The following is a 25,714-nucleotide window of genomic DNA, read 5'->3' as shown; positions in this document are numbered from 1 at the left end:
ATTCTTCCCGCAGGAGAGCAATCCCATGGCTGAAGTCCTTGTCTACGTCGACCACGTGGACGGCGCCGTCCGCAAGCCCACCCTCGAACTGCTCACCCTCGCCCGCCGCATCGGCGAGCCGGTAGCCGTGCACCTCGGTGCGAAGGCCGAGGACGCCGCGAAGATCCTCGGTGAGCACGGCGCCGTGAAGGTGCTGGCCGCCGACGCGCCCGAGTTCGCCGACTACCTCGTCGCCCCCAAGGTCGACGCGCTGCAGGCCGCCTACGACGCGGTCTCCCCGGCGGCCGTGCTGCTGCCGTCCTCCGCCGAGGGCAAGGAGATCGCTGCCCGTCTCGCGCTGCGCATCGGCTCCGGCATCATCACCGACGCCGTCGACGTCGAGGCCGGCGACGAGGGCCCGGTGGCCACGCAGTCCGTCTTCGCGGCCTCGTACACCACCAAGTCCCGCATCACCAAGGGCACCCCGGTCATCACCGTCAAGCCCAACTCCGCCGCCCCGGAGGCCGCCCCGGCCGCCGGCACCGTCGAGCAGCTTGCGGTGACCGTCGCCGACTCCTCCAAGGGCACCAAGATCGTCTCGCGCACCCCGCGCGAGTCGACCGGCCGTCCGGACCTGACCGAGGCCGCGATCGTGGTCTCCGGTGGCCGCGGCGTCAACGGCGCCGAGAACTTCCCGGTCATCGAGGCGCTTGCCGACTCGCTCGGTGCGGCCGTCGGCGCCTCGCGCGCCGCGGTGGACGCCGGCTGGTACCCGCACACCAACCAGGTCGGCCAGACCGGTAAGTCGGTCTCGCCGCAGCTGTACATCGCGGCGGGCATCTCCGGTGCGATCCAGCACCGCGCCGGTATGCAGACCTCGAAGACGATCGTCGCCATCAACAAGGACGAAGAGGCGCCGATCTTCGAGCTGGTCGACTACGGCGTGGTCGGCGACCTCTTCGACGTCGTCCCGGCCCTCACCGACGAGGTCAAGACCCGCAAGGGCTGATCACCGTCCCGCCGGAGCCCGGCTCCGGACCTCGCACGAGGCCCCGTACGCGCGGTGCGTACGGGGCCTCGTGCAGTCGTGATGCCGTCGGCCGGGGCCGCGCCGTCGGCCGGGTGCCGCGCCGTCAGCTGCCCGTGGCCCCGTCGATCCGCTCGCGCAGCAGGTCCGCGTGGCCGTTGTGCCGGGCGTACTCCTCGATCATGTGGACGTAGATCCAGCGCAGGTTCAGGGTGCGCCCCGGGCGCGGGGAGAAGGTTTCGTCCAGCCCGCGGTCCGCCACCGCCTTGTCGCAGGCCTCGATCTCGGCGCGGAAGACGGCGATATCACGCTCGGCGGCGGCCGGGTCCGCGGCGTGGAAGTCGGCGTCCGGATCGTCCTCGGTGTAGTAGAGATCGGCGATCCGCCGGCCGAGGAAGCGCACCCGGAACCAGGTGCGTTCGACGTATGCCATATGGCGCACCAGGCCGAGCAGCGTGAGGGTGGAGGGTGCGGCGCTCGCCTCGACGAGCTGGTCGGGCGTCAGGCCCGCGCACTTGGTGAGCAGGGTGTCGCGGTGGTAGTCGAGCCAGCCTTGCAGCATCTCCCGTTCACCGGCCGTGGTGGGGAGTTCTCTGCGTTCGATGGGGGGTGCGGTCCACGTCATGACGGCGATTCTGGCGGTGCCGCGGCGAGCCTGCCAGGGAGTTTCCGGCCCGCCCGTACGCCCATGACCTGCACCGCCCTGCGGGAGGGTGTTGACCTCGGCAAACCGACCCAGTTAACTTCGCTATACGGATTGTTGATTCCGTTGAGCGGAAAACGCTCGATCGGCGGGCATGCGCACCGGGAGGGTATCGAATGGGGCAGCAGGAGACCGTGGCGACGAGCCTCGCGGACACCGTACGCGAGGGAATCGGAGCCGCCCTCGCCCAGGTGGACGCGGATCTGGCGCGGCGCTACCCGGGCGACCCCGGCACCCGCCAGCCGGTCCACACGGTCTACGTCCCCGGCGACGTCTTCGCCGCCGGAACCCTGCGCTCCTGGGGGGACCAGGCGCTCGCCGCTCTCGACGCGCACGCCCCCGACGCCGGTGCGCTCGCCGCCGTCCTCGGCATCCCCGACGCACTCGCCATGGACGTCCACGACCGCGTCCGCGCCAAGCTGACCCGTGAGCCGGTCGAGGACCTGCGCATCGACTTCGAGGACGGCTACGGCCCCCGCCCGGACGCCGAGGAGGACGAGGCCGCGGCCCGCGCCGCCGCCCTGGTGGCCGCCGCCTACCGGGAAGGCACCGCCGCCCCCTACATGGGCATCCGGATGAAGTGCATGGAGGCCGCCGTCCGCGACCGCGGCATCCGCACCCTCGACATCTTCCTCACCGGTCTCATGGCGGCCGGCGGCCTGCCCGACGGCCTGGTGCTGACGCTCCCGAAGGTGACCTACGCCGAGCAGGTCACCGCCATGGTCCGGCTGCTGGAGGCCTTCGAGAAGGCGCACGGGCTGGAGGACGGCCGGATCGGTTTCGAGATCCAGATCGAGACCACCCAGTCCATCCTGGGCGCCGACGGCCGCGCCACCGTCGCCCGCATGATCGAGGCCGCCGAGGGCCGCGCCACCTCCCTGCACTACGGCACCTTCGACTACAGCGCCTCCTGCGGCGTCAGCGCCGCCCACCAGTCCCTCGACCACCCGGTGGCCGACCACGCCAAGGCCGTGATGCAGGTCGCCGCCGCGGGCACCGGCGTCCGTCTCTCCGACGGATCCACCAACGTCCTGCCGGTCGGCCCGACGGAGCAGGTGCACGCCGCCTGGCGCCTGCACCACGGCCTGGTGCGCCGCTCGCTGGCCCGTGCGTACTACCAGGGCTGGGACATGCACCCGGCCCATTTGCCCACCCGTTACGCGGCCGTCTACGCCTTCTACCGTGAGGGCCTGGAGCAGGCCGCGGCCCGGCTCGCGGCCTACGTCGCCAAGGCCGGCGGCGATGTCATGGACGAGCCCGCCACCGCCAAGGCGCTCAGCGGCTATCTGCTGCGCGGTCTGGACTGCGGCGCCGTGGACCCCGCCGAGGTTGCCCGGCTGACCGGACTGACCCGCGCCGACCTGGACGCCCTCGCGGGCCGCCCCGCCGCCACCGCCTGACGGTACGACGGCGCCCCCGCCGTCCGGCAGACACCACGAAGCCCCCGCCATCACGGCGGGGGCCGTCCGCGTTCAGGCCGTGGCCGGTCCGAGGCCGTCGACATGGGCGCGCAGGACCCTGGCGCAGGTCGCCGCGTCCAGCACGTCGGGCCGCAGGACGGCGGTGAAGGCGAGGCCGTCCAGGAGGGACGTCAGCCGCTCGGTCTCGGTGTCGAGGGTGAGCCCCGCGCGCAGGCCGCCCGCCGTATCGAGGCGGGTGAGGATGCGGCGGACGAGGGACCGGGTGCCGGTGGCGGTCTCCCGGGCGAGGTCGTCGAGGGCGGGGTGGGTCCGGGCGGCGGTGGAGAAGTCGACGAGGACGGTGACCTCGGCGCGCCGGCTGTCGTCCAGCGGCAGCAGTTCGGACAGCAGCTCCACCGCGCAGTCGCGGATCCGCGCCGCGGGCAGCCCGCTCAGATCGCCCAACGCGTCGACGCGGCGCTGGAGCCGGGCGCCGACCCGGTCGAGCATCGACCGCATCGCGAAGCGCATCAGCTCCTCCTGGCCGGCGAAGTAGTGCCGCACCGAACCGATGTTGAGCTGCGCCTCGTCGGCGACGGTGCGCAGCGAGGCGCGTTGGATGCCGTCGCGTACGACGACGCGGAAGAGGGCGTCGACGACGTCGCGGCGCCGGGCTTCTCGGTCCACCTGCTTGGGCATGGGCCCTTTGTATCACGGCTGTGATAAATTGTTTTCTATCACACCTGTGATACAAAGAATGGAGGGATGGCCGTGGAGCGGGTTCTGAACCTTCTTCTCATCCGATTCGGCCTGATCGCGGGCGCCCTGGTGGCGCTGGGCCTGCTGGTCTTCGCCGTGGCGCTCGTCCTGAAACGCCGGGGGAAACTCGGTGCCGCGCGGCGGTACGCGGCACCCGCCGCGCATGCCGTCAGTCGCTATCTGGACGACCGGGGCGCCGTCCGGGGCCGGGGCGGGATGTCCCGCGGCGGCGGGTCGGTGGCCGGCGCGGTGGTGCGAGCGGCGGCCCGGCACCTGGACGGCGACGGGCGCGGGCAGCGGCAGCGGGAGCCGGGTCGGGATGAGGTCCGATGACCGGCGTCGGCGGGGTGGCCGGTGACGGCCTCGCGGCACCCGCCCTCGCCCGGGGCGGGGGTGACGAAGGGTCCGATCTCCTCGCTCACCTGGTGGCCGACGCCGCGATGAAGGGCGTCATCGTGCTCGTCGCGCTGGTCGTGCTCGGGCTGGGGATGGTGCTGATCTGGAAGCGGGTGGGGCGTGGAGAGGGCCCGCACCGCGACGAGCGGTGACCGGCCGCCCGGGGCGACATGGGGGCGGCTCGGAGCCGCCCTGGCGCCACCTGACTCGCCCTCGTCCGTGGGCCGGATGCGGCCCGGCCCGGGAACTGCCCCGGAGCCGCCCCGTCATGGCGCGACGCGGGGCGTCCGGCCCGCGGCTGCCCGGGAGTTCAGCTCTCCGAAGGCGGGATCTCGCCCGAGCCGCGGACGATCAGGCGGGTGGGGATCTCCCTGCGCTGCGGCGGGTCCTCGATGCCCTCCAGGCGCCGGAAGAGCAGACCGGCGGCCGTGCGGCCCATGCGTGCGGGGTCCTGGGCGACGACCGTGATCGCGGGCCGGACGAGATCGGCCAGTTCGAAGTCGTCGAAGCCCACCAGCGCGACGGGGCGCGGGCGTTCGCCGAGGACGCGTACGGCGGTGACGGTGACCCGGTTGTTGCCCGCGAAGAGGGCGGTGACCGGCTCGGGGGCGTCCAGCATCGTGGTCGCGGCGGCGCGTACGGACTCGGGCGCGGTGGAGGCCAGCGACACCCAGGAGTCGTCGATGGGCAGGCCCGCCGCGGCCATTGCGGTGCGGTAGCCGCGCAGGCGTTCACGCGCGGTGTGGATCCGCGGCTGGTCACCGATGAAGCCGATCCTGCGGTGGCCGTGCGCGATGAGATGGGCCACCGCCTCCTGGGCGCCGCCGAAGTTGTCGGAGACCACCACATCGGCATCGATCCGGCCGGGCGGGCGGTCCACGAACACGGTGGCTATCCCGGCCGCGATCTCGGGTTCCAGATAGCGGTGGTCGTCGGCGGCCGGGATGATGACCAGTCCGTCGACCCGCCGTGCGCACAGCGCCAGCACCAACTCCTGTTCGCGCGCCGGGTCCTCGGCGCTGGAGCCGTTGATCAGCAGTGCGCCGTGACCGCGGGCGACCTCCTCGACGGTGCGGTTGAGCGGGCCGTAGAACGGGTCCGCCAGATCCTCCAGCACCAGGCCGATGCTGGCGGTACGCCCCTTGCGCAGGATCCGGGCCGAGTCGTTGCGGCGGAACCCCAGGGCCGTGATCGCTTCCTGGACGCGTCGTTCGGTGTCCGGGGTGACGCCCGGTTCGCCGTTGACCACGCGGGAGACCGTTTTGAGGCCGACCCCGGCGCGCGCCGCGACATCCTTCATCGTGGGCCGGGTGCCATAGCGGCGGGAGGTGCCCCGCGCGGTGTCGGTCACGGTGTGCGGTCCTGATTCTGTCGGCGTCAGGTGTGGCGTCGAGCATAGCCTCTAGACAACGTTGTCAATCGAGGGAAGACTGGCGTTCTCACGCCGGGCCGGTACGCTCGGCCCCCGGGCCCACCAGGAGAATCCACACCGATGCAGACCGACCTCAGCGCAGCGTTGGACATTGGCGGCACCAAGATCGCCGGCGCTCTGGTGGATGCCCGCGGCAGACTCGTCGAACGGGCCGCCCGGCCCACTCCCGCCGACAAGGACGGGGCCACGGTGATGCGTGCGGTGGCCGAGGTGGTCGCCGAGCTGGCCGCGGGTCCCGACTGGGCGCGGGTGGCGGCCGTCGGTATCGGCAGCGCGGGCCCGGTCGACGCCTCGTCCGGCACCGTCAGCCCCGTCAACATCCCCGGCTGGCGCGACTTCCCGCTGGTCGCCGGGGTGCGGGCGCTCGTCGGGGAGCGCCCGGTCGTGCTGGTCGGCGACGGTGTCGCGATGACCGCGGCCGAACACTGGCAAGGTGCCGCGCGCGGGCACGCCAACGCGCTGTGCATGGTGGTCTCCACCGGCGTCGGCGGCGGACTCGTCCTCAACGGCCGTCTCCACCCGGGCCCTACGGGGAACGCCGGGCACATCGGTCACATCAGCGTCGAGGTCGACGGTGACCCCTGCCCGTGCGGGTCCCGCGGCTGTGTCGAACGGATCGCCAGCGGCCCCAACATCGCGCGCCGGGCGCTGGCCAACGGCTGGCAGCCCGGCCCCGACGGTGACACCAGCGCGGCGGCCGTCGCCGCCGCGGCGCACGCCGGTGACCCGGTCGCCCTGCGCTCCTTCGAGCGGGCCGCCCGTGCGCTGGCCGCCGGGATCGCCGCCACCGCCACGCTCGTGGAGATAGACATCGCGGTGATCGGCGGGGGAGTCGCGGGTGCGGGTGACGTGCTCTTCGCCCCCTTGCGCGCGGCCCTGCGGGAGTACGCGACGTTGTCGTTCGTGTCGGGCCTGACGGTCGTACCGGCCCGCATGGGGACGGACGCCGGGGTGGTGGGCGCGGCCGCTGCCGCCGGGCAACGGGCCCGTCCCGATGCCTTCGTCCCCACGCCCTGACGCCCGCGACGGGCCCCCGCGCCCGGCCGGACCGGGCGGACCGAGGGCCCGCCCGGTGGCATCAACTCCGCCCGCATGAGCGGAAGATGACCCTCAGCACCGGAACTTGGCGTCCGCCCAGTCGGCGTGGTCGTAGTCGATACCGTCCCCGCCATCGGTCACGACGAGCCGGACGGTCTGCGCTCCGGTGACCGGGGCGCTGACGGCCTTGGCGGCATCCGCCCCGGTCACCGTGGGGCTCGCGGCGACCTGTTTGCCGTCGGCCCACACCTCGAAGCCCACCGAGCCCCGGTCACCGGACTCGTCGTCGATGCCGACCTGGGCGGTGAACACCGAGCACCGCCCGCCGGTGTAGAAGCTCACCTCGCTGGGCGCATGCACCCCGAGGCCCTTCGCGAAGCCGGTGCCACCGATGCTGATCGGCCGGCCGTCCCCGGCGTCGCGTTCCCCGACGCTGGTGTTCTTCTCGACCGGTCCCCAGCCGTTGGCGGCCGTGAGCCAGGGGAGTTCGGCGGCGTACGCGGTCCCGGACGGCGGTGGCACCACGACATGGGCGGTGCCGGGCAGGGTGGCGGTGATCCGTTCGCCGCGGGGGGAGCGGTAGTCGGCGGCGAGCGGCAGATCGTAGGCACCGGGTGCGGTGCCGGCCGGTGCGGTGATCTGCCAGCCGGTGGTGAGCGTCCGGCCGCCGGGCAGCGTGCGGGCCGTAGCCGGGGAGGTGGCCCGCACCCGCCACCCCTGCGGGGCCTTCAGCGTGACGGCGACATGCCGGGCGGGGGTGCCGCCCAGGTTGCGGACGGTGGAGCGGAGTGTGGCGGGGGAGCCGGCCTCGGCCAGCGGCGTACGGTCGGTGCCGGTCTCGACGGCCGGTGGGTAGGCGGCCCAGCGCTTGTCGGCGGAGATGCGGTAGACGGTGGTGCCGTGCGCCGGGACGGTCGCCGAGACGGTGCCCGTGGTGTGGGTGTCCTGGTGCCGCCACAGGTCGCGCAGCCGGTAGCCGTCGGCCCGCGGGAGGCCCAGTTCCCTGGCCGTGGTGGTGATCCGCTGCGGCCCGCCGGTCTCGTTGAACAGTGCCACCGCGCGGGCGCCGTCGGCCAGTTGCCGCACCAGCGTCCAGCGGCCGGACTCCGACTTCACCACCGTGGCCTGCTTGCCCAGCCGGTCCTGGTCGACGGCGATGAGGTCCTTGTTGGCCAGGATCTCGAACGTCTCCGGGCCGGCCTTGCGCAGATCGGAGCCGATCAGCAGCGGGGCGGCCATCATCGACCACAGGGAGAAGTGGCTGCGGTACTCGGTGTCGGTCATGCCGCCGTTGCCGACCTCCAGCATGTCCGGGTCGTTCCAGTGGCCCGGCCCGGCGTGCGGGGCGAGGGGCAGATTCTGCTTCACGATGTCGAGCATGCTGGACCACGAGTCACTGATGTCGCCGGTGGTGCGCCACAGATGCCCTACGTCCGACGCCCACTCCCAGGGCTTGTTCTCGCCCCATTCGCAGATGCTGTAGACGATGGGCCGCCCGGTGGCCTTGAGCGCGTCCCGCATCGTGCGGTACCGCTGTTGGGCGTCCACGCCGAGGTTATTGCAGTTGTCGTACTTGAGGTAGTCCACGCCCCAGTCGGCGAACTGCTGGGCGTCGGACTTCTCGTGGCCCAGGCCGCCGGGGAATCCGGCCGGGTTGCAGGTTTTGATACCGGCACTCGTGTAGATGCCGAATTTCAGGCCTTTGGCGTGGACGTAGTCGGCCACCGCCTTGATGCCGTGGGGGAAGCGCTGCGGATCCGGCACGAGCTTGCCGTTCCCGTCGCGGGTGGGCAGCGCCCAGCAGTCGTCGAGATTGACGTACTGATAACCGGCGTCCTTGAGGCCCTTGGCGACGAAGAGATCGGCGATGCCCTTGACCATCTCTTCGTTGAACTCGGCCCGGCAGTGGGTGGAGTTCCAGTTGTTGAAGCCCATCGGCGGCGTCATGGCGAGCCCGCCGGGGAGCCGGGGGCCGGGGGCGGTGCGGGAAGGGCCGGCTTCCGGGGCGTCGGGTGTACGGGCCGCAGCCGGCAGGGCGGTCACCCCTGCCGTACACAGCAGCGCGGCGGACAGCGCTCCGGCGATTCTTCGGTGACCTCGCCGGTGGGTGGTGCGGATCTGAACGCGCATGGTTCGCGTCCTCCGTCTTCGCGAGAGGCGTTGGTGGGATCGTGCACCGGTCGCGTGCGAGTGTTTACGGTAGGGCTTGTTGGAGTCTGTTGGAAGAGGGGTGGTAACGGTTCCGGTATCGCCCGCCAAGACCCATGACCGGCCCGGCGGTTCGGAGCGAGATCCCGCCAAGTGCGTTCGGTTCTGTTTGTTTCCAGCTCTGAGGAGGTGGGACATGCTTCCGGTCAACGGGCAGCGGCTCGGGTACGAACGGGGAGCGGCAGGACGTCGGATGTCCCGCCGGGCGGTTCCGAGGAGCGTGAGCGCGGCGCTCGGCGCGGGGGCGATGGCCCCCCGTCCCCGCTCGCCGCGTGCGGCAGCGGCCCGAACGGCGTCACGGTGGGAGCGTCAGGGTGGGACCGAATGCCTCGGACGCCGTACCGAAGAAAGCCTTCGCCCAGGCCTTCAAGGCTTCGTCCACAACCGCAACAGCCCTACGAAGAGACCGCGGTATACGGCTACTTCCCCTCCCGCGCCGGCTCTCCTTCGCCTACTGCCACCAGGGCTTTATCGAATCCGGGATGAGCAGCTGCCTTATCGACTCCCGCAACTTTCTCAACTTTCTCAACTTGCTCCTCGCTCCTCGTCACCGTCCCCGGCGCCCTGCTCCCCCCTTTCCCGGTCTCGCCGGCCCGCGCCCGCCGCCCCGGGCACTCGGCAATTCATCCGGAGGTACAACGACTTCCGGAGGTACAACGACTTCCTGCGGGGCCCGTCTTTCTCTCCGACGGCGAGACATTCCCCGTCACTTCACATCACTTCCATGCCGGACTGACCCTCGGCGCGGGCAAGGGGTAACCGACCGGCCGCGTGGAACACGCCGCAGGCCGCCGTGCGGTGGGCCGCCGTCATATGCGGTGTCTCCGGGCCGGTGGCCGCCCGGCAACTCGGTATGCGGGTGAGGGTTTCGGTACTGGAGGGGCGGGGGAGCGCTTGTTTGCCGGGGACTCGCGGCGGCGGATGCAGTGACCGGCATCCTTCGCGCGAGGCATTTCGCGACCGGCGTGTCCACGGGGGCGGAAACCTCCCTGGCCACGCCGATGGTCGAATGCGCAACGTTCCCGGTTCGTGCGCGCGGCCCGTGACCCCGAGCGTTTCCGTGGCAGGGTGTGGCGGGCAACTCACCTGGGTCTAGGGAAGAGGGGAAACCGTGATCGTCTGGCTGAACGGCACGTTCGGTGCGGGCAAGACCACTACGGCTCATGAATTGCTCGACCTGCTTCCCGGAAGCACGCTCTACGACCCCGAACTCCTCGGCAGCGGACTGCGCATGATGCTGCCGGCCAAGCGGTTCGAGGAGATCGACGATTACCAGGACCTCCCGGCCTGGCGGCGGATGGTCGTCGACACCGCCGCGGCACTGCTCACCGAGGTGCCGGGCCCGCTGGTGACACCGATGACGCTGCTGCGCCAGGAGTACCGTGACGAGATCTTCGGCGCCCTCGCCGCCCGCCGGATACCCGTACGGCATGTCCTCCTGCACGCCGACGAAACGATCCTGCGAGCCCGGATAGCGGACCGGGACGACACCCCCGGGGACGCCGGAGCCGCCGCGTCGACGCGCCGGTGGAGCCTGGAACACCTGGGCCCGTACGCCGACGCACTGCCCTGGCTCCAAGGCGACGCCCATGTCGTCGACACCAGCCGGCTCACCCCCCGGCAGACCGCCGAGCGGGTCGCCGAGGCCGTCCGCACCGGCGCCGGCGCCTGCGACATCGTGCAGACCCCCGAACCGACCGCCGAAACGCTCGCCGCCGGCGTACTGCTCTTCGACGACCAGGACCGGGTACTGCTCGTCGACCCGACCTACAAGGCCGGCTGGGAATTCCCCGGCGGCGTCGTGGAACGCGGCGAGGCACCCGCCCGTGCCGGCGTACGGGAGGTCGCCGAGGAACTGGGGATCGAACTGCCCCGCGCACTCCGGCTGCTGGTGCTGGACTGGGAAGCTCCAAAACCACCCGGCTTCGGCGGTCTGCGGCTGCTCTACGACGGCGGCACCCTGACCGACGACCGGATCAGCAAACTGCTGCTGCCCGGCGCGGAACTGCGCGACTGGCGTTTCGCCACCGAAGCCGAGGCCGAGAAGATGCTGCCGCCGGTGCGGTGGAACCGCCTGCGGTGGGCGCTGCGCGCCCGGGAGCGGGGGTGTCCGCTTCACCTGGAGGCCGGGGTTCCCGCGGGGTGAGCCGGTTCGCTGCGCTTTGCCTTGGCCCGTTTTTGGCTTTCCCGTCGTTGCGCGTGCGCCTGGCGGCGGGCCGTGCCGCTGCGCGGGGCGATGTCCGCTGCGCGGGGCGGGGTCCGCTGCGCGGTGCGCCCGCCGTTGCGCCTGGCGGCGGGCGATGTCCGCTGCGCGGGGCTGTCGGGGTGCGGTGACGGGCCTGCGCGGGTGGGTGTCCGGACTGCTTCGCTTTACGTCCGGACACCCACCCGCTCCGGCCCGTCCCCTCCCGTGGAGGGGTGGGAAGAAGGCCGGTGGGGGTGTACCTGAGTGGTCCGGTGCACCTTGTCGGCACGGGGAAATCGGCTACCACCGTGGCCCCCACTCACGTTCACTTAACTCCCCCACGGGAGGGGACGGGCCGGAGGGGCAGGGGTGTGGGACGTAAAGCGAAGCAGTCCCACACCCCTGCCCCGGAGGCCCGTCACCGCACCCACAGCCCGCGCAGCGGACCCCGCCAGGCGCAACGGCGAGAAACCACCACGGCGGGAAAGCCAAAAACGGCCCAAGGCAAAGCGCAGCGAAACGTCAGCCGAAAACGCAGGGAATCACTTCGCGTACCGACGGAGGAACAACGCCTCCGCCAGCGAAAGCCGCTCCAGCTCCTGCGGCGAGACGCTTTCGTTGACCGCGTGGATCTGGGCCTCCGGCTCGCTCAGGCCGATCAGCAGGATCTCGGCGTCGGGATAGAGCGCGGCCAACGTGTTGCATAGCGGGATCGAGCCGCCCATGCCGGAGGTCTGCATCTCCTCGCCGTCGTACGCCTCGCGCAGTGCCGCGGCCATCGAGGTGTACGCCGGGCTGCTGGTGTCGGCGCGGAACGGCTGGCCCTGGCCGACCTGCTCGACCGCGACCCGCGCGCCCCAGGGGGCGGCGCTCTCCAGATGCGCGGTCAGCAGCTTCGTCGCCTCGGCCGCGTCCGTGCCCGGCGGCACCCGCAGGCTGACCAGCGCCCGCGCGCCGGCCTGGACGGACGGGGTGGCGCCGACCACCGGCGGGCAGTCGATGCCGAGTACCGTGACGGCCGGACGGGCCCAGATCCGGTCCGCGACCGAACCGCTGCCCACCAGCCCGACGCCGTCGAGCACCTTGGCGTCCTTGCGGAAGTCCTCCTCGGCGTACTGCAGGCCCTCCCAGGAGGCGTCCGCGGCCAGTCCGTTGACGGTGGTGGAACCGTCCTCGGCGCGCAGCGAGTCCAGGATCCGGATCAGCGCGGCCAGTGCGTCGGGGGCCGCGCCGCCGAACTGGCCGGAGTGGAGGTTGCCCTGCAGGGTGTCGACCTGGACCCGTACGAGCGTCATCCCGCGCAGCGTCGCGGTCACCGTCGGCAGCCCGACCCGGAAGTTGCCGGTGTCGCCGATGACAATGGCGTCGGCGGCCAGCAGCTCGGGGTGTGCCTCGGCGTAGCGTTCCAGGCCGCCGGTGCCCTGTTCCTCCGAACCCTCCACGATCACCTTGACGTTGACCGGTACCCCGCCGTGCTCCTTCAGGGCACGCAGCGCCGTCAGATGCATGATCAGGCCGCCCTTGCAGTCGGCCGCGCCGCGCCCGTACCAGCGGCCGTCACGCTCGGTCAGCTCGAACGGCGGGGAGACCCAGGCGGACTCGTCCAGCGGCGGCTGCACGTCGTAGTGCGCATACAGCAGCACCGTCGGGGCGCCGGCCGGGCCGGGCAGGAAGCCGTACACGGACCGGGTGCCGTCCGGGGTGTCCAGCAGCGCCACGTCCTGGAAGCCGTCCGCCCGCAGTGCCCCGGCCACCCAGTCGGCGGCCGCCTCGCACTCGCTCTTGGGGAACTGGGCCGGATCCGCCACCGACTTGAAGGCCACCAGCTCGGCCAGCTCGGTCCTGGCGCGGGGCTGCAGTGCGGCGACGGTACGTGCGAGCGGGCTGTCAGACATGGAACGCTCCTTGTGGGCGCGGCGTTGTGCGTACGGGCCGTCCGGCCTCGTGAGCCGGACGGGCCGGACGTACGGGCATCAGTCCCCCCGATCTTCCCACAGGCCTCTGGCTCAACAGCGGCCCGTAGGATGCGGGCGGTACGCGCAGCCAGGCATCGAACGGGAGCAGAAGCACAGGTGAGCAGCGAGCACGCAGCCGAGGACAACCAGCAGGTGTGGGACGTCGTGGTGGTGGGTGCGGGGCCCGCGGGCGCCTCGGCCGCGCATGCCGCGGCCTGTACAGGACGCCGGGTGCTGCTCCTGGAGAAGGCGGAGCTCCCGCGCTACAAAACGTGTGGCGGCGGCATCATCGGGCCCTCGCGGGACGCGTTGCCGCCCGGCTTCGAGCTGCCGCTGCGCGACCGGGTGCACGCGGTGACGTTCTCGCTGAACGGCCGGCTGACCCGCACCCGCCGTTCCAGGAACATGCTCTTCGGGCTGATCAACCGCCCCGACTTCGATGCGCGGCTGGTCGAGTCGGCCAAGGACGCGGGCGCGACGGTCCGTACGGGCGTCACGGTCTCGCGGGTGGAGCAGCACGGCGCCGAGGTGCCGGACCGGCGGACCGTTGCGGTGGTGCTGGGCGACGGCGAGGTGGTGCTGGCCCGCGCCGTGGTGGGTGCGGACGGCAGTGCCGGACGGATAGGAGCCCATGTCGGGGTCAAGGTCGACCAGGTCGACCTCGGCCTGGAGGCGGAGATTCCGGTACCGGCGCCGGTCGCCGAGGACTGGGCGGGCCGGGTGCTCATCGACTGGGGTCCGATCCCGGGCAGCTACGGCTGGGTCTTCCCCAAGGGCGACACGCTGACCGTCGGTGTCATCTCCGCGCGGGGCGAGGGGGCCGCGACCAAGCGCTATCTGGAGGACTTCATCGGCCGGCTGGGCCTCGCCGGTTTCGAGCCGAGCATTTCGTCCGGGCACCTGACGCGCTGCCGCGCCGAGGACTCCCCGCTGTCCCGCGGCCGGGTGCTGGTGTGCGGTGACGCGGCCGGGCTGCTGGAGCCCTGGACGCGGGAGGGCATCTCCTTCGCGCTGCGGTCGGGGCGGCTCGCGGGGGAGTGGGCGGTGCGCGTCTCCGAGGCGCATGACGCGGTGGACGCCCGTCGCCAGGCGCTCAATTACGCCTTCGCCATCAAGGCGGGCCTCGGGGTGGAGATGGGGGTGGGGCGCCAGATGCTCAAGGTCTTCACGCGCCGCCCCGGTCTGATGCACGCCGCGGTCACCGGCTTCCGCCCGGCCTGGCAGGCCTTTGCGAAGATCACCCGCGGGACGACCACGCTGGCCGAGATCGTGCGCACCCATTCGATGGCGCGCCGGGCGCTGGAGGCGATGAACCGGGGGTGAGCCGGGCGTGCGGCAGGGGTGAGGCGCGGCCCCGGCCGTACGCGGGCGAGGGCGGGAGGGGCGCGGAGGATATCGGCCCCCTTCGCCTCCCGTAGGCCGGGTGACGCCTCCCGCAGGCCGGGTGACGTCTCCGCGGGCCGGGCGACGCCGTCCGTCCTCCCCCGGCCCGTATCCCCGCCGTACTCCCCCGGGAGTACGGCGGATCACCGCACCGGGCTGACGCCGTCGGCCACCGCCGCGGTCTGGCGTGACGGTCATGGAGAACGCATGGCCGCCGTGGGCGCGGCGCGGCCTCAAGCTCGGCGCCCGGGACCGGGCTCAACTGGTCGTGCCGGCCTATGAGTCGGGGTTGGTGCGGCCCGGCTGGCTGGGCTGAATCCAGACGACGTCCTGCGGGGACGGACCGGTCCCCGGCCGGTGGGGCGGACGCCGGAGCACGCGCACCACCTGGACGCAGAACAGCACCCCGCCGAGGGCGGCGCTCACCGTGAGCCACGGTCCGCGCCACGAGGCCGGCACCGGGCCCCACAGAGCCGCGCTGCCCAGCACCCCGAAACCTGCGGCACCCATGAAGGCGCCGCTGACCAGGGCAAACATGATCTCGACGGTGACCGCGTCGCGCTCGGCCTGCGTACGGCTGGGTGACATACCGACAGTCTCCCAGGGAGTACCGAAATCCGGTCCGTGTCCGGAGGAACGCGTCCTGGCTGTCTGCCGGTCGGAGCTGCCTTGGATCAAGAGCCCGTAAAACCCGTGTCCCATCGGGCGGTTATGGGGCGCCTGCGTGAGCAGCCGCGGTGACCCGCCCGCATCCTGTGCTCCTCGGGCGCACTGGTCACCGACGGCTCCGCCGGAGGACTGACCGTGCCGCCGTCGGCAGCAGGCGGGTTACCGGGTGCGTGACCGGGTGAGGACAGCTCTCAGAGCCCGGCGCGCTCCCGCCACAGCTGGGGCAGCGTCTCATCGCCGGTGATCGTCATCGCGTCCCACGGCAGACGGTTCCACAGCGCGAGGTACAGCTCCTCGGCCGGGCCCTCGATCGTGCAGTCCGCCGGCTTGTCGGTGTCCGGTCCGTCGCCGCCGTCCTCCGTGGCGGTACGCACCGTGTGCGGCGGGGCGTCGGAGAGCCGGACGGTCCAGTCGGCGCCGGGTGCGTTCGTCGCGCGCAGCCGCAGCGTCCGGGGGACGTCCGTCCGCAGCCGGCTGCGGTCACGGCCGTGAAAGCCCGTCAGGAGTTCATCGATCCCGTCGGCCGCGAAGGCGGACGGGAGGGGGGTGAGGGAGGCGCCGAGCGCCTGCTGTGCGTCCACGCGGTGCACGGAGGTCTCGTGCGCCTGCCGGCGGGCCCAGAACGCCAGTGGGGAGGGCGCGGGGAGGAAGGTCCAGGCCGCCAGGTCCTGCGGGGCGGAGTGCAGCGCCAGGACGAGGTGGTGATGGCCTTCGCGCAGCCAGGCCACCAGCTCGTCGTCGGACAGGTCCGGAGCCTCGGGAGGACGGCTGGGCTGCTGCACGCCTTGCGTCACGAACTCCGTCGCCCAGCGGTGGACCCGGCCGATGTGGGTGACCAGATCCCGCATCTGCCACTCGGGACAGGCCGGAATACGGGCATCCGGCCCCGCCTCCTCGGCGGCGTCGGCGAGCAGGCTTCCGTCCAGTCGCAGCGATTCGACGAACTCAGTGATCTCCATGGTCAGAAGTGTGCCAGCCGCCACTGACAACGGACCCGCGCGGGTCCGGGCGGCTGCCCGCACGCAGGGGAGCGGGCGGGCGGCGTGCCTGCTGGTGAGGGCGCGCCGGCCGGTTCACGCCCGCCCGGCGCGGTGCGCCCCGCGGGTGGCGTACGCGATGACCGCGGCGACCGCGGCCAGCAGCGCCACCGTCGTCAGGGCGGTCGGCAGGCCGGCCGCCTCGGCGAGGAAGCCGATGGCGGGCGGTCCGAGCAGCATGCCGCCGTAGCCGACGGTGGAGGCCACGGCGACCCCGTCCGGGCCGCCGCTCTCGCCGGCCCGGGCAATGGCGATCGGGAAGATGTTGGCGAGCCCCAGGCCCGCCACGGCGAAGCCGGCGCAGGCCGCCCCGGCCGAGGGGGCGAGCGCGCCCAGCAGCATGCCGGCGGTCGCCGTCGTCCCGCCCGCGATCAGCGCCCGCGCCGCGCCGAAGCGCTGCACGAGCGCGGTCCCGGACAGCCGCCCCAGGGTCATCGCCAGCGCGAACACGGCATATCCGGCGGCGGACGTACCCGGTCCGGCACCCAGGTCCTGGGAGAGGTGCAGCGCACCCCAGTCGGCCATGGCCCCCTCGCCGTACGCGGTGCACAGCGCGATCAGCCCGAAGACCAGCACCAGGCGGCGGCCGCGGCCCGTCAGGCCGTGCCGCGGCCCGCTCTCCTGCGCCGCCGGCAGCCGCTCGGGGACGGCCGGGGCCGGGTGCGCGCGCAGCGAGTTCCCCGCAACGGCCGTCACCAGCAGGCCGATCGCGGCGAGCAGCAGCAGGTGAACGGTGGGGGAGAGACTGCCCGCGATCAGCCCGCCGAGGCCCGCACCGAGCATGCCGCCGAGGCTGAAGGCGGCGTGGAAGCTGGGCATCACGGGACGCCGCAGCGCGCTGATGAGGTCGACCGCGGCGCTGTTCATCGCGACGTTGAGCGAGCCGTACGCGGCGCCGAAGACCAGCAGGACCAGTCCCAGCGCGGTCGCCGAGTGAGTGAGCGGCGGCAGCACGATGCTCAGCGCGAGGGCGGCCGCTGAGGCGGTCGTCACGGCGTGGCTGCCGAACCGCCGGCACAGCCTGCCAGTGATCATCATGAAGGCGACCGCGCCGGCCGACACGCCGAGCAGCGCGAGTCCCAGGGCGCCCGCATCGGCGCCGGTCTGTGCCTTGATCGCGGGGATCCGGACCACCCAGCCGGCGAAGAGGAAGCCGTCCATGGCGAAGAAGGCCGTGATGGCGATGCGGAGGCGGGTCAGGTGCGGATCGGCGGGAGGAGTGCGGCCCCAGTCCTTCGTCAGGGCCGCCCGTATTTTGTTTAGTGTCGGCACAAAGCCAGAATAGAGGGGTGACCCAGACTCGGACAACCAGGCTGGAGCGGGGCCGTGGCGCCCTCGGACCCGCACTGGAGCTCGTACACACCGGACGCGCGCCCACCCGCGCCGTCCTGACCTCCGAACTCGGCGTGACCCGCGCGACCGCGGGGGCGGTGGCCGCCGAGCTCGAAGCGCTCGGCCTGATCACCGTCGACTCCCGGCCGACCGCCTCGGCCGGCTCCCAGGGGCGCCCCTCCCACCGGCTGTTCGTCGCCGAGAACGGACCGGTCGTGCTCGCCGCGCAGATCCACGCCGACGGCTTCCGGGTCGCGCTGGTGGGCCTGGGGGGCCGCATCGTGGCGACCTCGACCGGCTGCGGCACCATCCCCGCCGACCCGGCGCATGTCCTCGCCGATGTGGTCGCGGCCGGCTCGGACCTGCTGCGCGAGACCGGGAGGCGCTGCCTCGGCGCCGGTCTCGCGGTGCCCTCCGCGGTCGCCGAACCGGACGGTGAGGCCCTTGCGCCGCTTCACCTCGCCTGGCCTTCCGGCGCCCCCGTGCGGGCGCTCTTCCTGCGCGCGCTGGCCGACGCCGGCATCCCGGGAGTCACCGCGGCGGTCGGCTTCACCGGCAACGACGTCAACCTCATGGCGCTCGCCGAACACAGGCACGGCGTCGGCCGGGGCGCCCGCGATCTGCTCTGTGTGGCGTCCGGCCACCGGGGTGTCGGCGGGGCGCTGGTGCTCGACGGCCGTCTGCACAGCGGCAGTTCGGGACTGGCGCTGGAGGTCGGGCATCTGACGGTCAACCCCGAGGGGGCGCCCTGCCACTGCGGCAGCCGCGGCTGCCTGGACGTCGAGGCGGACCCGCTCGCCTTCCTCGGCGCGGCGGGCCGCGAACCGGGCCCCGAGGTCTCCCTGCTCCAGCAGGCCGCCGACCTGCTGCGGGACGAGTACGCCGATCCGGGCGTCCGCTCCGCCGCCGATCTCCTCATCGACCGCCTCGGGCTCGGCCTGGCCGGCCTCGTCAACATCCTCAACCCCGACCTCATCGTCCTCGGCGGACTGCACCGCGCCCTGCTGGAGGCCGATCCGGAGCGGCTGCGCGCGGTGGTCGCCGACCGCAGCCTGTGGGGCCGCAGCGGCGGGGTGCCGATCCTGCCCTGCACCCTCGACCACAACAGCCTGGTCGGCGCGGCGGAGTTGGCCTGGCAGCCGGTTCTGGACGATCCGTTGGTCGTCCTCGAGCGGTAACACGGTAACGCGGTAACGGGGCGGGGCACGGCAGACGGCAGACGGGCGGGGTTCGGGGCGGTGGGCCGGTGGGCCGGGGGCGCGGCAGGTGGACGGTTTCCGCCTGCTTGCGGGCCGGGTGCCGGGAGGAAGGGGGCGGGCTGCCTGCGCTCCTGCTCCTCAAGGTGCAGCGCCCTGCCGCCGTCCTAGGCTGTGGCCATGATTCCCGAAGCGGTCGCGCACAGTCCTTACGTCAGCCTCGTTACGTACCGCAAGAGCGGAACGCCGGTGGCCACCCCGGTGTGGGCGGTGGCCGACGGGGAGGAACTGCTGGTGTGGACGCGGGACGACAGCTGGAAGGTGAAGCGGCTGCGCAACGACGGCCGGGTGACCGTCACCCCGTGCGATGTCCGGGGCCGGATCGCCGAGGGTGCGCAGACCGTCGAGGGCACCGGCCGGCTCCTGGAGGGGAAGGGCGAACTCGGCCGGGTGCGCCGGGCAATGGCGGGCAAATACGGGCTGCGCTTCCGGCTGATGGACAGCGTCGGTGCGCTGGTGCGCGGCGGAAAGCGCCCGCATGTGGGGATCTCGGTCACGCTGTAGGCGCCCGCCGTGTTTCCCGGCTTCGGTGCGGTGTCCCCGGGGCCCGCGCCCAGTCGGCGGCGAAGGCGCGGGCCGGGTTCGCCGTCAGGAAGTGTGTCACCAGGTCCTTTCCCAGGGCGATTTCGAGACGTTCCCGGTGGCGGCGCAGCAGATGGGGCATGCCGGGGCCGCCGTTCACCGACCGGGCGCCGGCCGTCGTGGTGTCGCCGCCCAGCAGGATCCGGTCGCCGAAGCCCGCCTCGGCGAGCGAGGCCAGCGCCTCGGGGAGGCGCCAGTCGGTCGCGTGATGGGCCCGCGAGGGGCCGTCGAACGCCAGGTAGGCCCCGGCCTCCGCGGCCGTCCGATGGGCGACGAGGTCCGGTGAGCGGTTGAGGTGGCCGAGGATCACCCGGTCCGGCGGGACCGCCAACTCGCCGCAGAGCAGGTCGAGTACGGCCGGCGCGCCGGTGCCCAGCTCCAGATGGACGCCGATGACCGCACCGGTCGCCCGCTGGGCCTCGGCGGCCGCTGCCATGGTGTGCCGGGCGTGCGCGTCCAGACCGTGGAAGCCGCCGGCGACCTTGATCATCCCGGCGCGCGGGCCGGTGCCGCCGATTCCTTCGGTCAGTTCGGTGACGAACAGTTCGGCCGGCCCGGAGCGATGCCGCTCCAGCACCTCGGGTGCGTAGTGGGCCGCCTGGTGCAGTCCGGTGGCGGCGACGATGTGCACTCCCGACTCCCGTGCCAGCCGGGGGAGTTCCCGGGCGCCCCGGCCCATGCCGTACGGCGTCCACTGGATCACCGCCGAACCGCCGGCCGCGCGGAAGGCGCGCAGTTCGGCGGCCGCGGCCGCGGGGTCGTCCAGTTCCTGGCCCGGCAACTGAGGGCTGCGCAGGAAGAGGTGATCGTGTGCGTCACAGACGCCGAGACCGGCGGGATCGATGTCGCCCAGGACCGTACGGATGGTGGGGCCGGTGTCGCCGAGGGGCGTAGGAACGGCGGGCGCGGTGTCGCCGGGGACCGTCTGGGCGTTGGAGGCGGCCGGTGTGTCCGGTGTGTCCGGCAGGGCCCCGTTCACCACTGCCGTCCCGTGCCGAGCCGGCCGGTGCCCGGGGCGGACAGATGCAGCACCTCGTAACGGTCCCCGACGGCCCCGGGGGAGGCGTGGGAGGCCTGCGCCCAGAGGGTGAAGTGGACCAGCTCCCAGTGCCGTGGGTCCAGGGCCAGCGCGGTGGTGTGCACCCCGTCCGTCGTGGCCAGCTCCTCGTGTCCGGCCACCGCGCGGGTGATGACGGCGGCGGTGTCGGCGTCCTCGGTGAGCGTCTCCGTCCGCCGGGTGTAGGTGCGGGGCGGGGCGCCGGCGGCCGGGCCGGGGCGGTGGTAGAGGGCCTGCCAGTGCTGGACGACCGGCCGTCCGAAGTCGCGGACCACCCCGCGGAATCCGTCCCCGAGGAGGAAGCGGTTCATGGCCTCCGGATCGGCCCAGAGGTAGAACGGCGCGTACTGATTGACCGGTGAGCCGTCGACCCCGCGCTCCCGTACTCCGTACGCCTTGAGGCCGAGTCCGGCGAAGTCGTCCAGAAGGTGGCCCCTGGACTTCACCCGGTGCCGGATGATCTGCATGTCGTAGTCGGCGGGCAGGGTGATCGCATACTGCATGGCGTGCATGGCGGGCTCCGTACGGTGCGGGGGAGGGGTGCTCAGCGGGTGGTGCCCGTGCCGGGTGTGACCTGTGTGGCGAGCAGGGAGAGCACGCCCCGTACGGCCGCGTCGAACGGCGCGGTGTCATCGGCAGCACGGGCCAGGACGTAGCCGCCCTGGACGACGGCCGCGACGGTCGCCGCAGTGGCCGACGGGTCCAGTCCGGGGGCCAGTTCGCCGCGCCGCTGTCCCTCGGTGAGGACGTCGCCGATCCGGCCCCGGAGCCAGCCGAACATCTCGTCCAGCGGCTGCCGCAGCTCGGCGCTGCGCACCACATCGCGGTCCTGCGTCATCCGGCCGACCGGGCAGCCGCGCAGCACCTCCCGCTCGCGCAGCAGATAGCCCGCGACCCGGTCGTACGCCGTGCCGGGGGCGCTCAGACACTCCTCGGCGGCCGCCTTCATGCCCTCTGCGGTGCGCCGGATCGCCGCCAGCGCGAGGCCGGACTTGCCGGTGAAGTGGTGGTACATGCTGCCCTGGCCGACGCCTGCGCGCTCCAGGATCGCCTTGGGGCTGGTGCCGACGTACCCGCGCTCCCACAGCAGCTCCTGGGTGCTCCGCACGAGGCGTTCCTGAGCACTGGGGGCGGCGGGGGTGCCGGGGGTGCGGTGGGTGCCGGGCAGCTCCTGGGCGCCGGGTGATGCCTGCGCGCCGGGCGCATCCTGAGTGCTCATGGAGGCACTGTACATACCAGTAGTTACAGAGAACAAGGGAGGTCGCGAAAGGGGGGCGCGGCATGACCGTCGGCGGGCCCGCCATGGGCCCGCCTCGTCAGCCGACCTTCGTGCCCCGTACCCGCGGGCGCGGACCCGTCGCCGCACCGGCCGCCGTGCCGGTGCCCTCCAGCGGCAGGGGTTCCGGACAGCCGCGGACCGTAAGGGCCGCTTCGGGGGCGGCGGTCAGGGCCGGAAGAGTGAACCACACGACTTTCCCGCCGCCGTCCGGACGCGTTCCCCAGCTCTCGCTGAGCGCCGCGATCAGCGCCAGGCCGCGACCACAGGTCTCCCAGCTCTCCGCGACCCGGATCCGCGGCAGCCGGGGATCCTCGTCATGCACCGAGACCGTCAACTGATCAAGAAGAACGCGCAGTTCCACGGTGCACTGTTTGCTGGGGCGGGCGTGCCGGTGGACATTGGCGAGGAGTTCGGTCACCCCGAGCGCCGCCGGGTCTATCAAGGCGTCGAGATGCCAGTACCGCAGCTGCGCGGAGACGATTCTGCGCACATGTCCGATGCGAGCCGGAACGGCTTGGAGCTCCACCGTGCAGTGCCTGCTGGGCTGCCTGATCACGACCGCGACTCCCTGATGAGGCCGGGCGCCCCTCTCACCGGACAGGGGCGAAGATCGGATCCAGCGATGCCGGTCGCACCACAGCTGCGCCACAGCGTCACCGCTGGTGAACCCTCAGTGATACGAGTCCAGGGTCGGTCAGCCGGTGTGCTCCCGCAACCGCACCTCCGCGTCCGGAGGGCGCCGTCAGGTGCGTTGCGGCCGCGCCGCCTCCAGGGCCTTGAAGAACAGTTCCGGGGTGCCCAGGGTGAGCGAATAGCGGTGACCGTTGAGGGTGGCGAGCGCCCGGTCCCGAGCCGCGAACAGCGGTTTGTGGGCCTGTACGGCCTGCAGTGGGGCGCTGTCGATCTCGGTGCCGTAGCTGGTCAGCAGCACCAGCCTGCCGTCCGAGATGACGACCTGTCCGGCGCGGGTCAAGGACCGCAGCCATCGCTCGATCCGTACGCCGGTCGCGTTGAACTCGGGTTCCGCCATGCCGGCACCTCCTCGGTGAGACGGGCAGTTGCCCTCCACCGCCCCTTGAGGGGAAGTCTGCCGGTGTGGCGCCCGTCGCACCAGTGCCCCTGGCGCGCACGGCGCGCGACGGACCCGCCCCACGACCGCCTTGGGGTATCCCAAAGTGATGTTTATGCAGGTGAGAAGGGTGCGGGCGGTGGTTATAGTCGTAGTCCGCCCGCCGTTGTGCGCGGGCCTTCGAACCGCAGAGGAGCGCGCCGGTGAGCACCGCACAGCAGCCGCAGAGCCGGCCCGACCAGGAGGCCGTGGCCGGTACCCCGATGCCGTCCGGGGCCGTGGCCGGTTCCCCGGCGTCCATCGAGCCCGTCGCCGGTACTCCGATGCCGACCGTGGACGGCGACCGCACGGATCCGGCCTACCGGAGCTGGCTCAAAGAAGCCGTCCGCAAGGTCCAGGCGGACGCCAACCGCACCGCCGACACCCACCTCCTGCGCTTCCCGCTGCCGGAGGAGTGGGGCATCGACCTCTACCTCAAGGACGAGTCGACACACCCCACCGGAAGCCTCAAGCACCGACTGGCCCGCTCGCTGTTCCTCTACGGGCTGTGCAACGGCTGGATCCGGCCGGGGAAGCCCGTCATCGAGTCCTCCAGCGGTTCCACGGCCGTGTCCGAGGCGTACTTCGCCTCGCTCATCGGAGTGCCGTTCATCGCGGTGATGCCGGCCACCACGAGCCGTGAGAAGACCCGGCTGATCGAGTTCCACGGCGGCACCTGCCACCTGGTGCAGGATCCGCGGACCGTGTACGAGGTCTCCGCCCGGCTCGCCGCGGAGTCCGGCGGGCATTACATGGACCAGTTCACCTACGCGGAACGGGCCACGGACTGGCGTGGCAACAACAACATCGCCGAGTCGATCTACCAGCAGCTGCGGCTCGAACGCTATCCCGAGCCCGCCTGGATCGTGGCGACCGCGGGCACCGGCGGCACCTCCGCGACCATCGCCCGCTATGTCCACTACATGCAGTACGACACCCGCGTCTGCGTCCCCGACCCGGAGAACTCCTGTTTCTTCGACGGCTGGCTCACCGGCGACGCGCAGACCGACTGCGCCACCGCCTCCCGTATCGAGGGCATCGGGCGGCCCCGTATGGAACCGAGCTTCGTGCCCGGCGCGATAGACCGGATGATGAAGGTGCCGGACGCGGCCAGCATCGCCGCCGTACGCGCCCTGGAGACCGCGATCGGCCGCAAGGCGGGCGGCTCGACCGGCACGGGGCTGTGGAGCGCCCTGAAGATCGTCGCGGAGATGGTCGCCGAGGGCCAACGGGGGTCGGTCGTCACCCTGCTGTGCGACCCCGGTGACCGCTACCTCGACAAGTACTACTCCGACGACTGGCTGGCCTCCCAGGGGCTGGACATCACGCCCTACGCACGCACTCTCGACACGTTCCTGGCCACCGGTTCCTGGCCCGTCTGAGGGGGGCGACGGCCCGCCCGGAGGGAGCCGGCGACCCGTCCGGGGGCGGGGCGGCGGTCCGTCCCGGGGCGCGGGGTGGTGGCGTCGGTCTGTCCGGGCCCGTTGCGCGGAAGCCACGCCGGGGCCGTGTCAGGTTCCGGCGAGGCTGCGGTCCAGGGCCCGTGCCGACTCCCTGAAGGCGCGACCCAGGCCGGGCCTGGCCAGCGTCAGCAGAAAGCGGAACGGCGCCGGGCCGTCCGCCGCGAACATCCACCGCAGCCGGGTGCCGCCGTCCGCGGGCGTCAGCCGCCAGTCCTCCAACAGGGCCCGCAGGCCAGGGGCGTTGGTGGTGTCGACCCGGTAGGCGTAATGCGCGTCGGGCTCGGCCGCCAGGACCGACTCCGTGAAGCGGGTGCCGCCGGTCAGCCACACCTCCCGGCCCTTGCCGCCGTGCGTCGGTGCCGACCGTGCCACGCCCGTGAACCAGCGCGACCAGCCCGCCACATCGTCCGCCAGTGCCGCATACACCGCCTCCGGCGGCGCGGTGACCTCCGCGGTGAACACCAGCCGCAGCGGGGCGGATGCGGTGAAGTCCAGCTCGACGGGGCGGAGTCGGCGTGCCATGGGACGAGCACCCCCTACGGGACGGTCGGCGGGCCTGCGTCGCTCACCATAGCTGACAGGGCATCACATGTCTGTGCCGGTCAACGGTTCGCCTGCCACCACCAGCTCCGGCGGCAGCTCGGCGAACTCCGCGCGCGCCTCGGCCGACAGCCCGGCATCCGTCACCAGCACTTCCACCTGATCCAGCGTGGCGAACGAACTCAGGCCGACCGTGCCCCACTTGGTGTGATCGGCGACCACCACCACCCGGCGCGCGGACCGCACGAAATGGCGGTTGGTCTCCGCCTCCGCCAGATTCGGTGTCGACAGCCCCGCCTCCACCGATATGCCGTGTACCCCGAGGAAGAGCACATCGAAGTGCAGGGACCGGATCGCGGCATCCGCCACCGGGCCCACGAGGGTGTCCGACGGCGTACGCACCCCGCCGGTCAGCACCACGGTCGCGGCGCCCGCGCGGGGGCCCGCGCCGCCGCCGGCCGCCGCCCGCTGCGCGCCGTAGAACACATCGGCCACCCGCACCGAATTCGTCACCACCGTCAGATCCGGCACGTCCAGCAACTGCTGTGCCAGCGCGAACGCGGTCGTGCCGCCCGCCAGCGCGATCGCGCTGCCCGGCGCCGCCATCTCGGCCGCCGCCTTGGCGATGTCCTCCTTGGCGCTCAGCTCCAGCGCCGACTTCACCTCGAAACCGGGCTCGTGCGCGCTCGGCTCGCTGACCGGTACCGCGCCGCCGTGCACCTTCTCCACCATGCCCTGGCGGGCCAGGGCGTCCAGATCACGGCGGACCGTCATGTCCGAGACGTTCAGCTTGCGGGTGAGTTCATTGACCCGCACCCCTCCGCGCCGCCTGATCTCGTCGAGAATCAGGGCACGCCGCTGCTCCGCGAGGAGGTTTTGGTTGTCGCTCACCCCGGCCCGTCCCTTCCGCCCCGGCTCGTTGCGTC

24 protein-coding genes and 2 pseudogenes are annotated in these 25,714 nt (G+C 72.6%); 11 read left to right on the top strand and 15 right to left on the bottom strand.

Annotated features, from left to right (window positions below; all coding sequences use genetic code 11):
• Positions 1–25: 25 nt before the first annotated feature.
• The gene (locus CFW40_RS04895; RefSeq protein ID WP_088796631.1) at positions 26–988 is read left to right on the top strand and encodes an electron transfer flavoprotein subunit alpha/FixB family protein; all 963 of its coding nucleotides are present in this window, start codon (positions 26–28) and stop codon (positions 986–988) included.
• A gap of 124 nt (positions 989–1,112) precedes the next feature.
• On the opposite strand, the gene CFW40_RS04890 is transcribed toward CFW40_RS04895, so the two are convergent.
• Positions 1,113–1,631 (bottom strand): DinB family protein, encoded by a 519-nt coding sequence (locus tag CFW40_RS04890; protein ID WP_088796630.1) that lies wholly within the window; start codon positions 1,629–1,631, stop codon positions 1,113–1,115.
• 194 nt (positions 1,632–1,825) lie between these two features.
• Here CFW40_RS04890 and CFW40_RS04885 point away from each other — a divergent pair.
• A pseudogene (locus CFW40_RS04885) lies at positions 1,826–3,114 on the top strand (aldolase/citrate lyase family protein); the annotation flags it as partial.
• A 67-nt stretch (positions 3,115–3,181) separates the two neighbouring features.
• On the opposite strand, the gene CFW40_RS04880 reads toward CFW40_RS04885, so the two are convergent.
• On the bottom strand, positions 3,182–3,808 hold the full coding sequence (locus CFW40_RS04880) for a TetR/AcrR family transcriptional regulator (protein WP_088796628.1): 627 nt from the start codon (positions 3,806–3,808) through the stop codon (positions 3,182–3,184).
• A gap of 72 nt (positions 3,809–3,880) precedes the next feature.
• Here CFW40_RS04880 and CFW40_RS04875 point away from each other — a divergent pair, with 72 nt between their 5' ends.
• On the top strand, positions 3,881–4,201 hold the full coding sequence (locus CFW40_RS04875) for a hypothetical protein (protein ID WP_176956573.1): 321 nt from the start codon (positions 3,881–3,883) through the stop codon (positions 4,199–4,201).
• Positions 4,198–4,416: a hypothetical protein gene (locus tag CFW40_RS04870; protein ID WP_088796626.1), complete on the top strand. Its 219-nt coding sequence runs from the start codon at positions 4,198–4,200 to the stop codon at positions 4,414–4,416. The genes CFW40_RS04875 and CFW40_RS04870 overlap by 4 nt, the downstream gene beginning before the upstream one ends.
• A 158-nt stretch (positions 4,417–4,574) precedes the next feature.
• Here CFW40_RS04870 and CFW40_RS04865 read toward each other — a convergent pair whose 3' ends face one another.
• Positions 4,575–5,615, bottom strand: coding sequence for a LacI family DNA-binding transcriptional regulator (locus tag CFW40_RS04865; RefSeq protein WP_088796625.1), 1,041 nt, complete (start codon positions 5,613–5,615; stop codon positions 4,575–4,577).
• Positions 5,616–5,756: 141 nt separating this feature from the next.
• Between CFW40_RS04865 and CFW40_RS04860 the strand changes: the two genes are divergently transcribed.
• Positions 5,757–6,713: an ROK family protein gene (locus CFW40_RS04860; protein ID WP_088796624.1), complete on the top strand. Its 957-nt coding sequence runs from the start codon at positions 5,757–5,759 to the stop codon at positions 6,711–6,713.
• Between the two features lie 93 nt (positions 6,714–6,806).
• On the opposite strand, the gene CFW40_RS04855 is transcribed toward CFW40_RS04860, so the two are convergent.
• The gene (locus CFW40_RS04855; protein ID WP_176956574.1) at positions 6,807–8,864 is read right to left on the bottom strand and encodes an NPCBM/NEW2 domain-containing protein; all 2,058 of its coding nucleotides are present in this window, start codon (positions 8,862–8,864) and stop codon (positions 6,807–6,809) included.
• A 1,189-nt stretch (positions 8,865–10,053) separates the two neighbouring features.
• Here CFW40_RS04855 and CFW40_RS04850 point away from each other — a divergent pair.
• Positions 10,054–11,088, top strand: coding sequence for an NUDIX hydrolase (locus tag CFW40_RS04850; protein WP_088796623.1), 1,035 nt, complete (start codon positions 10,054–10,056; stop codon positions 11,086–11,088).
• Positions 11,089–11,669: 581 nt separating this feature from the next.
• Here CFW40_RS04850 and CFW40_RS04845 read toward each other — a convergent pair.
• The gene (locus tag CFW40_RS04845; RefSeq protein ID WP_088796622.1) at positions 11,670–13,022 is read right to left on the bottom strand and encodes a dipeptidase; all 1,353 of its coding nucleotides are present in this window, start codon (positions 13,020–13,022) and stop codon (positions 11,670–11,672) included.
• 177 nt (positions 13,023–13,199) lie between these two features.
• On the opposite strand from CFW40_RS04845, the gene CFW40_RS04840 reads away from it, so the two are divergent.
• Positions 13,200–14,405: a geranylgeranyl reductase family protein gene (locus CFW40_RS04840; RefSeq protein WP_088796621.1), complete on the top strand. Its 1,206-nt coding sequence runs from the start codon at positions 13,200–13,202 to the stop codon at positions 14,403–14,405.
• Between the two features lie 280 nt (positions 14,406–14,685).
• A pseudogene (locus CFW40_RS37815) lies at positions 14,686–14,781 on the top strand (DNA-binding response regulator); the annotation flags it as partial.
• On the opposite strand, the gene CFW40_RS04835 reads toward CFW40_RS37815, so the two are convergent.
• The 3 genes from CFW40_RS04835 to CFW40_RS04825 all read right to left on the bottom strand — a co-directional run bounded on the left by CFW40_RS04835 (position 14,742) and on the right by CFW40_RS04825 (position 17,443).
• On the bottom strand, positions 14,742–15,053 hold the full coding sequence (locus CFW40_RS04835; RefSeq protein ID WP_088796620.1) for a DUF6332 family protein: 312 nt from the start codon (positions 15,051–15,053) through the stop codon (positions 14,742–14,744). The pseudogene CFW40_RS37815 and the gene CFW40_RS04835 sit on opposite strands and share 40 nt — an antisense overlap.
• Positions 15,054–15,325: 272 nt before the next feature.
• Positions 15,326–16,093: a maleylpyruvate isomerase family mycothiol-dependent enzyme gene (locus CFW40_RS04830; protein WP_088796619.1), complete on the bottom strand. Its 768-nt coding sequence runs from the start codon at positions 16,091–16,093 to the stop codon at positions 15,326–15,328.
• A gap of 114 nt (positions 16,094–16,207) precedes the next feature.
• Positions 16,208–17,443: an MFS transporter gene (locus CFW40_RS04825; protein ID WP_088796618.1), complete on the bottom strand. Its 1,236-nt coding sequence runs from the start codon at positions 17,441–17,443 to the stop codon at positions 16,208–16,210.
• Between the two features lie 17 nt (positions 17,444–17,460).
• On the opposite strand from CFW40_RS04825, the gene CFW40_RS04820 reads away from it, so the two are divergent.
• Both CFW40_RS04820 and CFW40_RS04815 read left to right on the top strand, forming a co-directional pair.
• Positions 17,461–18,681 carry an ROK family protein gene (locus CFW40_RS04820; RefSeq protein WP_088796617.1) on the top strand — a complete coding sequence of 407 codons (1,221 nt, stop codon included), beginning with the start codon at positions 17,461–17,463 and terminating at the stop codon, positions 18,679–18,681.
• 198 nt (positions 18,682–18,879) lie between these two features.
• A complete protein-coding gene (locus CFW40_RS04815; RefSeq protein ID WP_088796616.1) occupies positions 18,880–19,263 on the top strand; it encodes a PPOX class F420-dependent oxidoreductase in 384 nt (127 codons plus the stop codon).
• On the opposite strand, the gene CFW40_RS04810 is transcribed toward CFW40_RS04815, so the two are convergent.
• From CFW40_RS04810 to CFW40_RS04790, 5 genes are all read right to left on the bottom strand, one after another.
• Positions 19,253–20,206 (bottom strand): phosphotriesterase, encoded by a 954-nt coding sequence (locus tag CFW40_RS04810; protein ID WP_088801910.1) that lies wholly within the window; start codon positions 20,204–20,206, stop codon positions 19,253–19,255. The genes CFW40_RS04815 and CFW40_RS04810 overlap by 11 nt on opposite strands.
• Positions 20,207–20,316: 110 nt before the next feature.
• Complete coding sequence (locus CFW40_RS04805) at positions 20,317–20,910, bottom strand: DUF4865 family protein (protein WP_088796615.1); 594 nt, start codon at positions 20,908–20,910, stop codon at positions 20,317–20,319.
• A 32-nt stretch (positions 20,911–20,942) separates the two neighbouring features.
• Positions 20,943–21,617 (bottom strand): TetR/AcrR family transcriptional regulator, encoded by a 675-nt coding sequence (locus tag CFW40_RS04800; RefSeq protein ID WP_256331595.1) that lies wholly within the window; start codon positions 21,615–21,617, stop codon positions 20,943–20,945.
• Between the two features lie 97 nt (positions 21,618–21,714).
• The gene (locus CFW40_RS04795; RefSeq protein WP_088796613.1) at positions 21,715–22,233 is read right to left on the bottom strand and encodes an ATP-binding protein; all 519 of its coding nucleotides are present in this window, start codon (positions 22,231–22,233) and stop codon (positions 21,715–21,717) included.
• Between the two features lie 186 nt (positions 22,234–22,419).
• On the bottom strand, positions 22,420–22,707 hold the full coding sequence (locus tag CFW40_RS04790) for a hypothetical protein (RefSeq protein ID WP_088796612.1): 288 nt from the start codon (positions 22,705–22,707) through the stop codon (positions 22,420–22,422).
• Positions 22,708–23,009: 302 nt separating this feature from the next.
• Between CFW40_RS04790 and CFW40_RS04785 the strand changes: the two genes are divergently transcribed.
• Positions 23,010–24,167: a PLP-dependent cysteine synthase family protein gene (locus CFW40_RS04785; RefSeq protein WP_371127334.1), complete on the top strand. Its 1,158-nt coding sequence runs from the start codon at positions 23,010–23,012 to the stop codon at positions 24,165–24,167.
• 129 nt (positions 24,168–24,296) lie between these two features.
• Here CFW40_RS04785 and CFW40_RS04780 read toward each other — a convergent pair whose 3' ends face one another.
• Both CFW40_RS04780 and CFW40_RS04775 read right to left on the bottom strand, forming a co-directional pair.
• Complete coding sequence (locus CFW40_RS04780) at positions 24,297–24,770, bottom strand: SRPBCC family protein (protein WP_088796611.1); 474 nt, start codon at positions 24,768–24,770, stop codon at positions 24,297–24,299.
• A 63-nt stretch (positions 24,771–24,833) separates the two neighbouring features.
• Positions 24,834–25,679, bottom strand: coding sequence for a DeoR/GlpR family DNA-binding transcription regulator (locus tag CFW40_RS04775; protein ID WP_088796610.1), 846 nt, complete (start codon positions 25,677–25,679; stop codon positions 24,834–24,836).
• Positions 25,680–25,714 lie beyond the last annotated feature (35 nt).

Source organism: Streptomyces sp. 2114.4 (genome assembly GCF_900187385.1).
Lineage (GTDB): Bacteria > Actinomycetota > Actinomycetes > Streptomycetales > Streptomycetaceae > Streptomyces > Streptomyces mooreae.
This window is presented reverse-complemented; position numbering and strand designations above follow the sequence as displayed.

Coding starts and splice junctions, on each gene's coding strand:
- CFW40_RS04870 (WP_088796626.1), top strand. CDS start 4,198: ATGACCGGCGTCGGCGGGGTGGCCGGTGACGGCCTCGCGGCACCCGCC.
- CFW40_RS04785 (WP_371127334.1), top strand. CDS start 23,010: ATGCCGTCCGGGGCCGTGGCCGGTTCCCCGGCGTCCATCGAGCCCGTC.
- CFW40_RS04780 (WP_088796611.1), bottom strand. CDS start 24,770: ATGGCACGCCGACTCCGCCCCGTCGAGCTGGACTTCACCGCATCCGCC.
- CFW40_RS04860 (WP_088796624.1), top strand. CDS start 5,757: ATGCAGACCGACCTCAGCGCAGCGTTGGACATTGGCGGCACCAAGATC.
- CFW40_RS04855 (WP_176956574.1), bottom strand. CDS start 8,864: ATGCGCGTTCAGATCCGCACCACCCACCGGCGAGGTCACCGAAGAATC.
- CFW40_RS04805 (WP_088796615.1), bottom strand. CDS start 20,910: ATGCACGCCATGCAGTATGCGATCACCCTGCCCGCCGACTACGACATG.
- CFW40_RS04835 (WP_088796620.1), bottom strand. CDS start 15,053: ATGTCACCCAGCCGTACGCAGGCCGAGCGCGACGCGGTCACCGTCGAG.
- CFW40_RS04880 (WP_088796628.1), bottom strand. CDS start 3,808: ATGCCCAAGCAGGTGGACCGAGAAGCCCGGCGCCGCGACGTCGTCGAC.
- CFW40_RS04790 (WP_088796612.1), bottom strand. CDS start 22,707: ATGGCGGAACCCGAGTTCAACGCGACCGGCGTACGGATCGAGCGATGG.
- CFW40_RS04845 (WP_088796622.1), bottom strand. CDS start 13,022: ATGTCTGACAGCCCGCTCGCACGTACCGTCGCCGCACTGCAGCCCCGC.
- CFW40_RS04890 (WP_088796630.1), bottom strand. CDS start 1,631: ATGACGTGGACCGCACCCCCCATCGAACGCAGAGAACTCCCCACCACG.
- CFW40_RS04800 (WP_256331595.1), bottom strand. CDS start 21,617: ATGAGCACTCAGGATGCGCCCGGCGCGCAGGCATCACCCGGCGCCCAG.
- CFW40_RS04895 (WP_088796631.1), top strand. CDS start 26: ATGGCTGAAGTCCTTGTCTACGTCGACCACGTGGACGGCGCCGTCCGC.
- CFW40_RS04815 (WP_088796616.1), top strand. CDS start 18,880: ATGATTCCCGAAGCGGTCGCGCACAGTCCTTACGTCAGCCTCGTTACG.
- CFW40_RS04830 (WP_088796619.1), bottom strand. CDS start 16,093: ATGGAGATCACTGAGTTCGTCGAATCGCTGCGACTGGACGGAAGCCTG.